This is a genomic window from Paramuribaculum intestinale (assembly GCF_003024925.1).
GTDB lineage: Bacteria > Bacteroidota > Bacteroidia > Bacteroidales > Muribaculaceae > Paramuribaculum > Paramuribaculum intestinale.
This window is the reverse complement of the sequence record NZ_PUED01000107.1, coordinates 1-8,948: the sequence shown is the minus strand read 5'-3', so window position 1 is coordinate 8,948 and position 8,948 is coordinate 1. Positions and strand designations below refer to the sequence as shown.

14 protein-coding genes and 2 pseudogenes are annotated in these 8,948 nt (G+C 49.8%); 11 read left to right on the top strand and 5 right to left on the bottom strand.

Going from position 1 to position 8,948, the window contains the following annotated elements:
• The 6 genes and pseudogenes from C5O24_RS14300 to C5O24_RS14470 form a co-directional block, all read left to right on the top strand.
• Window positions 1-184 (top strand): hypothetical protein (locus tag C5O24_RS14300; RefSeq protein WP_205961083.1); only part of this gene is annotated, 184 nt, incomplete at its 5' end.
• Window positions 118-972, top strand: a pseudogene (locus C5O24_RS08680) (IS982 family transposase); the annotation flags it as partial. The gene C5O24_RS14300 and the pseudogene C5O24_RS08680, both read left to right, overlap by 67 nt.
• 115 nt (window positions 973-1,087) lie before the next feature.
• A pseudogene (locus C5O24_RS14485) lies at window positions 1,088-1,207 on the top strand (phage integrase SAM-like domain-containing protein); the annotation flags it as partial.
• A gap of 85 nt (window positions 1,208-1,292) precedes the next feature.
• On the top strand, window positions 1,293-1,523 hold the full coding sequence (locus C5O24_RS14640; RefSeq protein WP_431607041.1) for a Cas9 inhibitor AcrIIA9 family protein: 231 nt from the start codon (window positions 1,293-1,295) through the stop codon (window positions 1,521-1,523).
• A gap of 3 nt (window positions 1,524-1,526) precedes the next feature.
• Window positions 1,527-2,120 carry an FmdB family zinc ribbon protein gene (locus C5O24_RS14475; RefSeq protein ID WP_240604943.1) on the top strand — a complete coding sequence of 198 codons (594 nt, stop codon included), beginning with the start codon at window positions 1,527-1,529 and terminating at the stop codon, window positions 2,118-2,120.
• Between the two features lie 15 nt (window positions 2,121-2,135).
• Window positions 2,136-2,804, top strand: a complete 669-nt coding sequence (locus tag C5O24_RS14470; protein WP_240604941.1) for a PcfJ domain-containing protein — start codon at window positions 2,136-2,138, stop codon at window positions 2,802-2,804.
• Window positions 2,805-2,895: 91 nt separating this feature from the next.
• On the opposite strand, the gene hcp is transcribed toward C5O24_RS14470, so the two are convergent.
• The 5 genes from hcp to C5O24_RS08640 form a co-directional block, all read right to left on the bottom strand.
• On the bottom strand, window positions 2,896-4,602 hold the full coding sequence (gene hcp / locus C5O24_RS08665; RefSeq protein WP_107037053.1) for a hydroxylamine reductase: 1,707 nt from the start codon (window positions 4,600-4,602) through the stop codon (window positions 2,896-2,898).
• A gap of 13 nt (window positions 4,603-4,615) precedes the next feature.
• Window positions 4,616-4,912, bottom strand: a complete 297-nt coding sequence (locus tag C5O24_RS08660; protein WP_107037051.1) for a cupin domain-containing protein — start codon at window positions 4,910-4,912, stop codon at window positions 4,616-4,618.
• 266 nt (window positions 4,913-5,178) lie between these two features.
• Complete coding sequence (locus tag C5O24_RS08650) at window positions 5,179-5,505, bottom strand: hypothetical protein (RefSeq protein WP_107681711.1); 327 nt, start codon at window positions 5,503-5,505, stop codon at window positions 5,179-5,181.
• 77 nt (window positions 5,506-5,582) lie between these two features.
• Window positions 5,583-5,954, bottom strand: coding sequence for a hypothetical protein (locus C5O24_RS08645; protein WP_133165510.1), 372 nt, complete (start codon window positions 5,952-5,954; stop codon window positions 5,583-5,585).
• Window positions 5,947-6,678: a DUF6577 family protein gene (locus tag C5O24_RS08640; RefSeq protein ID WP_107036382.1), complete on the bottom strand. Its 732-nt coding sequence runs from the start codon at window positions 6,676-6,678 to the stop codon at window positions 5,947-5,949. Before C5O24_RS08640 ends, C5O24_RS08645 begins: the two co-directional genes overlap by 8 nt.
• 387 nt (window positions 6,679-7,065) lie before the next feature.
• On the opposite strand from C5O24_RS08640, the gene C5O24_RS08635 reads away from it, so the two are divergent.
• From C5O24_RS08635 to C5O24_RS08615, 5 genes are all read left to right on the top strand, one after another.
• On the top strand, window positions 7,066-7,260 hold the full coding sequence (locus tag C5O24_RS08635) for a hypothetical protein (RefSeq protein ID WP_107036383.1): 195 nt from the start codon (window positions 7,066-7,068) through the stop codon (window positions 7,258-7,260).
• An 11-nt stretch (window positions 7,261-7,271) separates the two neighbouring features.
• The gene (locus C5O24_RS08630) at window positions 7,272-7,580 is read left to right on the top strand and encodes a sulfide:quinone reductase (protein WP_237613027.1); all 309 of its coding nucleotides are present in this window, start codon (window positions 7,272-7,274) and stop codon (window positions 7,578-7,580) included.
• A gap of 63 nt (window positions 7,581-7,643) precedes the next feature.
• Complete coding sequence (locus C5O24_RS08625; protein ID WP_107036384.1) at window positions 7,644-7,811, top strand: glyoxalase; 168 nt, start codon at window positions 7,644-7,646, stop codon at window positions 7,809-7,811.
• A 2-nt stretch (window positions 7,812-7,813) separates the two neighbouring features.
• A complete protein-coding gene (locus C5O24_RS08620; protein ID WP_107036385.1) occupies window positions 7,814-8,176 on the top strand; it encodes a hypothetical protein in 363 nt (120 codons plus the stop codon).
• Window positions 8,177-8,233: 57 nt separating this feature from the next.
• Window positions 8,234-8,611 (top strand): hypothetical protein, encoded by a 378-nt coding sequence (locus C5O24_RS08615; protein WP_107036386.1) that lies wholly within the window; start codon window positions 8,234-8,236, stop codon window positions 8,609-8,611.
• Window positions 8,612-8,948: the final 337 nt, after the last annotated feature.

Here is an 8,948-nt window from a genome sequence, read left to right as displayed (position 1 = left end):
TCTGCTGCTGTCCGCTCTTGGGGGCGGTTTAGGCCGCCCCCGCCGCTTGGGCATCCCCTCGCCAGAAGGAGAGAGGAGAATGACTAATGCCCATCTCAAAGTTTTGCACTTCGATTTGGAATCTTCACAAAAAATGCACTTCCGTCCACAGCTGACACTCCAAAGCGGAAAAGAAAGCGCATGATGTCGGATGCCGAGGTCATCACGATTCTGATCTGTTTCCACTTCAATTCGTACCGAAACTTCAAGCACTATTATCTGGGATGTGTGCGCATTCACTGGAAGCATCTGTTTCCGCAGACATTCTCCTACAACCGCTTCGTGGAAGTCATGCCCCGATGTTTTGTGGCTATGACCATGTTCCTGCGGCTCGCGTGTTTCGGAGAGTGCACGGGGATAAGTTTTGTGGACAGCACCTGCATTCCGGTCATTCACAACAAGCGCCAATTCAACATGAAGGTATTCAAGGATATTGCGGCCAAAGGGAAGAGTACGATGGGATGGTATGTAGGCTTCAAACTGCATCTGCTATGTAACGAAAAAGGAGAGCTGATCAACTTTGTACTGACACGCGCCAATGTGGACGACCGCAATGAGGCAGTCATCAACACACTGACTGACAGGGTGTTTGGAAAACTATACGCTGACAAGGGATATATATCGCAGTCTCTTTTCGGGCATCTTTGGGATGACGGCATACATATTGTGACAGGTCTTCGCTCGAACATGAAACAGCGTCTCATGCCGTTCTATGACAGGATGATGCTTCGTAAAAGGAGCATCATCGAATCCATAAACGACATGCTGAAGAATGTGGCGCAGCTCGTCCACTCCCGCCACCGCAGCGTACACAACTTCCTCATGAACCTGCTTGCGGCAATGGGGGCGTATTGTTTCTTCGCCACAAAGCCGGAAGTGAACTTCGACTTTGAGGTACCCGAGTCAAGCGGGCAGCTTGTCCTCTGGGATTAACAACACCAAACGGTACAAATAAATCAGGCGACCTTGAAAGGCCGCCCAATACTCTATGTCTTTTGATTGGTTGAAAATCATTAAGTTCTTATCCCGAACTCGCGTTATTAATATCAGGCAGATGTTCAAGGCGGCGATTGTGGAGCTTAACGATGAAGAGAAGGGAATCGTCAAGATTAAATTCAATCCATGGAACAAAATCAAAATTCCCAAGGCTGACAAGACTACTCAACGAGGTCAAGGCTTCCGGCTGTTGTGGATTTTCAGACGAGGAGATATTCTCTATGGCTGTACATTGCATAGACGAGCCGACAATCTAAATCGGCAAACCTATTACGTGCGGTGTCGTTGTCAACCGCCATATAGAGCTGAACGAGGAGGAAAAGGCGGAACAAAAGGCTCTCGCCCTCAAACGCTTCCAAGACGAGGAACTCCGAAAGTTGCAGAACCGCAACTCCTCATCGACAAAGTCGCTTCGCTCTGCGAAGAAACCTAAGGCGGTCAAACCGCAAGAGAACAAGCAACCCGAACTCTCACTTTTCGACCTTTAAGCCATGAAAGCAAAGTCAAGATTCGACAGACAGGTGTCAGCCTCCAATGCGAGGCTGACCGCCATAAGCCCAAAAGCCATTGATTGGGCATACCGTAACCTTGTGCAGCATTGGGCGTTCCGCACACCGAGCGGAGAGACCGCTTGTGGAGAATGCGGTCATAAATTCCACCACAAGGGAAAAAGCTCATTTGTCAAGTGTCCCGAGTGTGGCAGACTGTTGAAAATCAAGGACACGCTGAAACGTAAAATCGAGGAATCTACCTATTTCTCCACTCTTGAAACCATTGACGGCTTGCAGGTTCAGAGGGTGTCGCTTCTTAGCGTCACATATAAGAAAGGAAAACCAAAGAGTGTGGCTTCCGTTGAGATATGCCGTCTGTGGCTGAATGCCAACGGACTGACCACCGGCACATCGAAGAACCGCACACTGGGTCATTATCTCGACTCGTTCAACTGGGCATCACCCATCGAACTGAAATCAGGAATATCGGAGACCCACTTCATAATATCCAACACCTACATCTATCCGAGGCTGACTCTTATTCCCGAACTAAGGCGCAACGGCATGGGCATTGAGTGCAACCGCACAAAATGACATCCGTTCCGGCTGATGAAGTCGCTGCTGACCGACAGCCGTATCGAGACGATTATGAAAGTCGGACACTTCGGTGCAGTAGAGTATTTTGTCAGCAACCCCATACGTCTCGACCAAAGCTGGAACTCATATAAGATTGCGTCACGCCACGGCTATGTTCCCGAAGATTGGGGAATATGGAGTGACCTGATAAGGCTGCTCGACCGGTGCGGACGCGACATCCGCAGCACACGCTATATATGCCCTACAGACCTCACGACAGAGCATGACAAGTGGCTCGACAAAGTGACCTCCGCCGAAGAGAAGCACAAATCTAAGGAGCAACTAATCCGGGCAAATGAGGAAGATTTCCTCAAATCCAAGTCATGCTACTTCGGCATAGTTATCTCCGACAAGGACATCGAGGTGTCGGTGCTCGACTCTATCGAAGCCTGTCAAGCCGAGGGGACGGCAATGCACCACTGCGTCTTCAAGTGTGAATATTTTGCGCAAGAAGATTCAATCGTGCTATCTGCCCACGACAAATCCGGCAACCGCATAGAGACCGTGGAGTTTTCACTGACAGAGAACCGAGTAGTCCAGAGCCGTGGACGATGCAACACCAACACCGAGTACCATGACCGCATTGTCAACCTCGTGAACGCCAACGCCCACCGCTTCATCGAAGCAAGGGCATCAGCATAGATTCCTTATTTTTTGTTCCAAATCCGGCTCTTACCTCGTGGTAAGAGCCGGACATATTTTCGCGCGTCCAGGCCGATAATGCATCTGTCAATCAATCGGCTTCTACACATGAAGTCATGGTAGGCCATGTGTCTATCAGATTGGCAATGTCGTCATCAACAGTCGATATAGTGCCGATGTTGAATTTCTCACGGAGCACTTTGAGAATGTCCGGGGTAAAGTAGGCCGGCAGTGTGGGGCCTGTGTGGATATTCCGGACCCCGAGGCTTAGCAGGGCAAGCAAGACTATCACCGCCTTCTGCTCATACCACGCGATATTATATACAATCGGCAGGTCGTTGACGCTCTTAAGGCCGAGCGCATCTTTCAGCGCCATAGCAATGACAACGAGAGAATAGGAGTCATTACACTGTCCGGCATCAAGCACACGGGGCACACCCTCGATCTCGCCCAAAGGAAGCTTGTTGTATCGGTACTTGGCGCATCCGGCTGTAAGAATCACGCAATCCTTCGGCAGTTTCTCGGCAAATTCGGTATAGTAGCTGCGCGACGGAAATCGTCCGTCGCATCCCGCCATTACCACGAATTTACGGATCTTGCCTGACTTTACAAGTTCTATCACCCTGGGGGCGAGCGCGAGAACCTGGTTGTGGGCGAATCCGGCCACAATCTCGCCATGCTCTATTTCCGTGGGAGGCTGGCATTTTTGCGCCCTCTCGATTATCTCGGAGAAGTCCTTCCTGCCGTCCGACCCTTCAGGTATATGGTGGGTACCCGGCATACCGACAACTCCGGTGGTATAGACGCGGTCGGTATATGTGGTCTTGGGACGCGGAGGCACGATGCAGTTTGACGTGAACAGGAACATTCCGTTGAATGTCTCGAATTCGTCGATCTGTTTCCACCATGCGTTGCCGTAATTGCCGGCGAAATGCGGGAATTTCTTGAAGAACGGATAACTCTGCGCCGGAAGCATCTCGGAGTGGGTGTAGATGTCAACGCCTTTCCCATCCGACTGTATCAGCAGTTCCTCAAGGTCTTTCAGGTCGTGGCCGCTGATCAAAATACCCGGACGTTTCCCGACTCCAATATTTACCTTTGTGATTTCAGGATTGCCGTAAGTCGAGGTGTTGGCCTTGTCGAGCAGCGCCATAGCCTTGACGCCTCCATCGCCGACCGCGAGGACAAGCGAGAACAATTCGTCGACAGACATGTCGGGCCGGCTTATCTCTGCCAGAGCATTTTCAATGACGGCATAGATATCCTCCTGCTCATATCCGAGGTTAAGCGCGTGGCGGGCGTATGCCGCCATGCCTTTACACCCGTAGATTGCAAGCTGCTTGAGGCCACGAATGTCCTCCTTCTTATCGTGAAGCACACTGAATATCTCCTCGTCGAGAGCGCCTCCGGCCTCAACGACCTCAAGCCTGCCATAGTTTTCTTTTGTGATGTGATATGACACCTCGGGCATATACGGAAGCGTGATTCCCCGCTTTTTCGCCGTCCCGATAAGCTCGTTTTTCATCTCCAGGCCCTTGTCGATGAATCCGTCGAGCATCGCATTGTCGAAATTAGCGTTGGTGATTGTGGTGAACAGCGCGTCGATTATGAAGTGCGAGGCGTTGCAGTCGGCTACGCCCTTCTCGCGCAGGATGCGGTTTACGATGGCCATTCCCCTGATTATGTAAAGGAGCTGGTCCATCCTCGTTGAAGTCTCGGGCTTTTTGCCGCATACACCCTGAATTTCACAGCCTTTTCCCTTGGCTGTCTCCTGGCATTGATAACAGAACATTTTCATATAGCAGTGCATTTCAGGCGTTCAACTTGGTAAGCAACATCTTGAATCGTTCGGGAGCTCTAAGGGAGTGGGGAGTGCCAGGCTGCATCACAATATAATCACCGGCCTGCAGCATCCGCTCTTCTCCATTAATGGTGAAAGCACATACTCCCTCCAAAATCTGAACGACGGCTACCGCCGGAGCAGTATGGGTGGCGAGAGCGGCATCCTTGTCGAATGCCATCATGACGACCATTCCGGAAGCGTTCCTGGCGATTACCTTGTTGGCAATCTGTCCGGGAGCATATTCAAGTTCGTCTTTGATTTTCATAGCAGTTTTAGTTTAAACGATACGTAATAGAAACGGATTCCCGATTCTTTTTGTTCATAACTCAAGCCAGAAGCATGACCACCATGCCTGACAGAATCATGGCCACACTGCCCACGGCGTAGGTCGCGGTAAATTCCGTATTTGAGGACATTGCATCCAAGTTTTGTGCTGATGTCGAAGAGATAAGCCCTTGACGCCGCAAAATTAGTTACTCCCAGTGCCAAAGCTTTGCTCCTCAATGTTAGCATTTGCAAACTTGGTCAATTTCAATTCAGGCAAAGGTCAATTTCTAATAGTTCTCCATAGGATTCGGCAAGACGACGGATGGCTTGGTTATCGAGCATCCATATCTCGTTGCCGCCGTATGAATCCTTTAGGTCGTACATGAGGTTGAGCAGCGCCACGTCGCGGTTGGGTGCGGTCAGGTTGTTTTCCTCGAGATACATCACCTGAACAAGCCATTTGCCCGGAATGATGCGCAGATAGCAGTCAGCAACATCGGGGTCGGTGTCTATGCGTTCCTGCACAGCCTCGCGAATCGCCATCTCCAATGCGTCAATCATTTCCGGCGACAGCCGTGTCTCTTTAATCATAGTACTATCTTCTATTTTGACTAAACAATGGCAAATTTTGGTAATATTTGCCGCTGTTTAGTGCCTATTTGTCTGTTTTATAGAATGCGGTCAATAAGATACCAATAGAAGAAAGCCTCAGGGCGTGTCTTCTTCAACTTGTTGAGTCGGACTGGCAATACACGGTCTATGTTCATGTCGGAGGTCAGTTTTGAGATGTCAAATTTCTCGACATTGGTGCCGGGAGGACAGATAATGTCAATGTCGATTGAACGCCGACGTGTCTTGTCGCCAAGTATCAGACCGACGCATGTGCCACCCGTGAAGATATAAGGGCAGCCTGAGCGGGCCAAAAGGTCGAGGAGAGCAAAGGCCCTGATGACTTTCTCGATAATGCCGAGGTCGTTGTAACGGTATTTTTTCGACATTGACTGAAACCAGTCCTTGCCGAAACAGTGTGGTTTAATCATTGTGGGTTCCCAAGTTTTCTATGGCCTTTTCTATGGCCGGTTTGGCATTGCGCCGCGAGGCATATCGCAGCATTGCGGTTCGGTTGACGGAATACATCGAAAGGGCGTTGTCGAACATCCGGCTCCATTCGCTGCCGTGAAGATAGTCCAAGTCATCGTCGCAATAAATATCGACAAGGATTTTCTCCAGATGCGGGGTCCTCACTCCCTTGAAATCCATAAGAGGAGATTCGGAAATCAAGGGTTTCACAATCACACCCTCCTTTGACAAGTCGATGTTGTCATATACAAAATCCTTCGACGGATTAAGATACGCGGTATATCCCTCCTGTTTCAAAGAATGAAAGACTGATTCCATGGCATCGCGGTCCACTTCCACATATATTATATTGTTGGAGGAAATATGATGCTGGAAATCAGCAAAGACCTGACCATCGAGTACGCTGACCGAGACAAATGGAAACTTACGGGCGATAATTTTGCCGACTTTCACAGCCTTGGTCCTCAGGCGTGGCGTGTATTCCGATGTCTGCACCTTGTGTGCCGTATATATGCCACGGCCAAGCTTGAAGATAATATTGTCGTTGATCATTTCCCTGAGATACCAGGAGAGCGTGACCTTCGAAATCTCAAACAGTCCGTTGAGATACGACAACAGTTCGGCGAACCGGAAGCTATCCCGATTCTCGGCAAACGTGAGTATGGCAGTGCGTGTCTCTGTCATTGGAGTCTTTGTATATCAAGTGCAAAGTTAACTAAATAACGGCAAATCTCCAAATGATTTGCCGTTATTTAGTTACAAGTACAGCATTTTCTGATTGCATCGCTTTGCGCTTCCGGGTCGGAGAGGTTTTTCGGTGCGAAGATACTGCGGACGGGAGCAACGGCAAGAGCCGCTACGCTTTCCGGCGATGACTGCGCCCGTGAGCCTCCACATTTTTTCGTGCCTCAAAAATGGGTATCTCGGTCGCAGTCATTGCCTCCACTCTTGCCTTATGTTCCCTCGTGTCCGCAGTGCGTACTTGCACGAAAAACGGTTCTCCCGACCGAGAAGCTCAAAGGAGCTTCACAAAAAGGGAAAAAGAATTGAACTCATTAATAATAAGGAACTATGAGAGTAAAGAAAATGACAATCGAGGAGGGACGCCGTGTCGGCATCAACCGCTTCCCGAACTTCCACAAGACAGGAAGTGTCCGAGGCATGAAGAAGCTCTATTATGGAGCTGACTGCCTTTTGGTGCGCTCAGGCGATTACATATATAATGTGTCTGCCGAGCCAGCCATCTATAATCAAGCAACCATATAACCACTACCGATATGAATACAGACATCGACTTCATGAAGATAGCCGAGGGCGACAAGGAGTTTGTCCGCGACTTCGAGAACTTTGTCAACGGCAAAGTGAGCAGCACCGAGAAGACCGGCATGGCGATGACAACCATGCACCGCTATCTCCAGCAGCAGGCGTTTAAGGTAATGTTGGGCTACATGAAAGGACTCGCCCACAACTACCGCAAAGGCCGTTACGATGACCGCAACGAGTGGGCCTCGCGTCTCGCAGCCGAGGCATACGCCCATCTAATCGAGGCTGACCTCATTTTTGACCCCGACTATGACAATGCTTAATTCATAATGCGTAATGCTTAATTACTTGTCATACAGAAGTATTCAAAACAAACTTATACTTATATGAATAACACCGATTTTCCCGAATACGGACGGCAATGCGAACTCAACACTCCATGGCGTGGATACCACCGCGCCACGGTGGTGGAGCGCAACGGCTACCGCTTTATCATTGAGTTTAGCAGCGGAGCCACCATTGAAGTTTATCCCGACGAAATAACATTTGACTGAATATGTGCAGACTACAGACACCCCAGTTGGAGGAAGGCTTGAAGGACTACCCCCTCTATTCCCAGGACGGCAAGGGAAAGGAAGCAATTTGCCGCGCAATCTTCGCACTCGGCTCCGCCCGATGGTTTATACTTGAAGGCGAACGAGAGGGAGGCGACACCATCATGTTCGCCATAGTGACCGGTCTAATCGAGGATGAGTATGGCTATGTGTCACTCAACGAGTTATCCGAAGTCGAACTCGACCTTAGCGCACAAGGTTACGGCAAACTTCAAGTGAGGCAGCAGACCAACTTCAAGCCGACCGCCTTGAAGAACCTACGCGATGACCGCTTGCAGAAGTTTCTCGCAAGATTCGAGGATTGAATTACCCCGTCAGCCGTGGCACTCTCCGCTACGGCTGACACAACACACCGTAACAATATGTATATAGATGATTTGACCGACGCTGTAGTTGAATGTGCCAAGTCGAAAGGCTGGAAGGTGGAAGCAGGAATAATCTACAAGAAGCAGACAGCGGAGTTTGAGTTTGGCAAGTTCACTCCGGCAGGACGCGACTTCTCATTCTCGGCTGAAATGAAGTGCGCCAACATCAACTCCCTCATAGAGAATATAGAGGAGTATTACGAGGATTTTGATGTTGACTACGAGACGTACATATGGCTCGACCAGTTCGGACACGGAAGAAACGGTGCGCCATACCGCATGAGAGCTGTGCTTGAAGACATGGAAGCCACCGAGAAGATGATTGAAGAACTTTTGGATGCCGTCCGGGATATTAAGGTGCCGGAGGAATACTGAGGCGCAGCCATATCTACCGAAAACCCCGCCGGATCCTCTCGGACTCGGTGGGGCTGCGGTGCGGAATAAATGAAAAATGTACCTAAAAATTAAATCGGTTGAAGATGTTTCATAGTGATATAATCAAAATTGCAGTAGGCTGTGGCTGGCAGGTTTCGATAACTGCTTGCGGCAATAATTCGTTTTACTTCGACTTCCAGCGGATAACCAGGAACGGTCTGCCGTTCAGTTTCACGGCGGCAATGACCGGCGGTCGGATTTCATCGCTCGTGGATGAGATCATCTCCTTTGTTGGAAAAACTCAGTGAATTTGCCCCCCGGTTGACCAGATAAATTG

What these genes read in the sequence shown, in the direction of transcription:
- C5O24_RS08630 (WP_237613027.1), top strand. Translation starts at nt 7,272, where the DNA reads ATGAATACAGACATCGACTTCATGAAGATAGCCGAGGGCGACAAGGAG.
- C5O24_RS14475 (WP_240604943.1), top strand. Translation starts at nt 1,527, where the DNA reads ATGAAAGCAAAGTCAAGATTCGACAGACAGGTGTCAGCCTCCAATGCG.
- C5O24_RS08625 (WP_107036384.1), top strand. Translation starts at nt 7,644, where the DNA reads ATGAATAACACCGATTTTCCCGAATACGGACGGCAATGCGAACTCAAC.
- C5O24_RS08645 (WP_133165510.1), bottom strand. Translation starts at nt 5,954, where the DNA reads ATGATTAAACCACACTGTTTCGGCAAGGACTGGTTTCAGTCAATGTCG.
- C5O24_RS08650 (WP_107681711.1), bottom strand. Translation starts at nt 5,505, where the DNA reads ATGATTAAAGAGACACGGCTGTCGCCGGAAATGATTGACGCATTGGAG.
- C5O24_RS08660 (WP_107037051.1), bottom strand. Translation starts at nt 4,912, where the DNA reads ATGAAAATCAAAGACGAACTTGAATATGCTCCCGGACAGATTGCCAAC.
- C5O24_RS08615 (WP_107036386.1), top strand. Translation starts at nt 8,234, where the DNA reads ATGTATATAGATGATTTGACCGACGCTGTAGTTGAATGTGCCAAGTCG.
- C5O24_RS14470 (WP_240604941.1), top strand. Translation starts at nt 2,136, where the DNA reads ATGAAGTCGCTGCTGACCGACAGCCGTATCGAGACGATTATGAAAGTC.
- hcp (WP_107037053.1), bottom strand. Translation starts at nt 4,602, where the DNA reads ATGAAAATGTTCTGTTATCAATGCCAGGAGACAGCCAAGGGAAAAGGC.
- C5O24_RS08640 (WP_107036382.1), bottom strand. Translation starts at nt 6,678, where the DNA reads ATGACAGAGACACGCACTGCCATACTCACGTTTGCCGAGAATCGGGAT.
- C5O24_RS08620 (WP_107036385.1), top strand. Translation starts at nt 7,814, where the DNA reads ATGTGCAGACTACAGACACCCCAGTTGGAGGAAGGCTTGAAGGACTAC.
- C5O24_RS08635 (WP_107036383.1), top strand. Translation starts at nt 7,066, where the DNA reads ATGAGAGTAAAGAAAATGACAATCGAGGAGGGACGCCGTGTCGGCATC.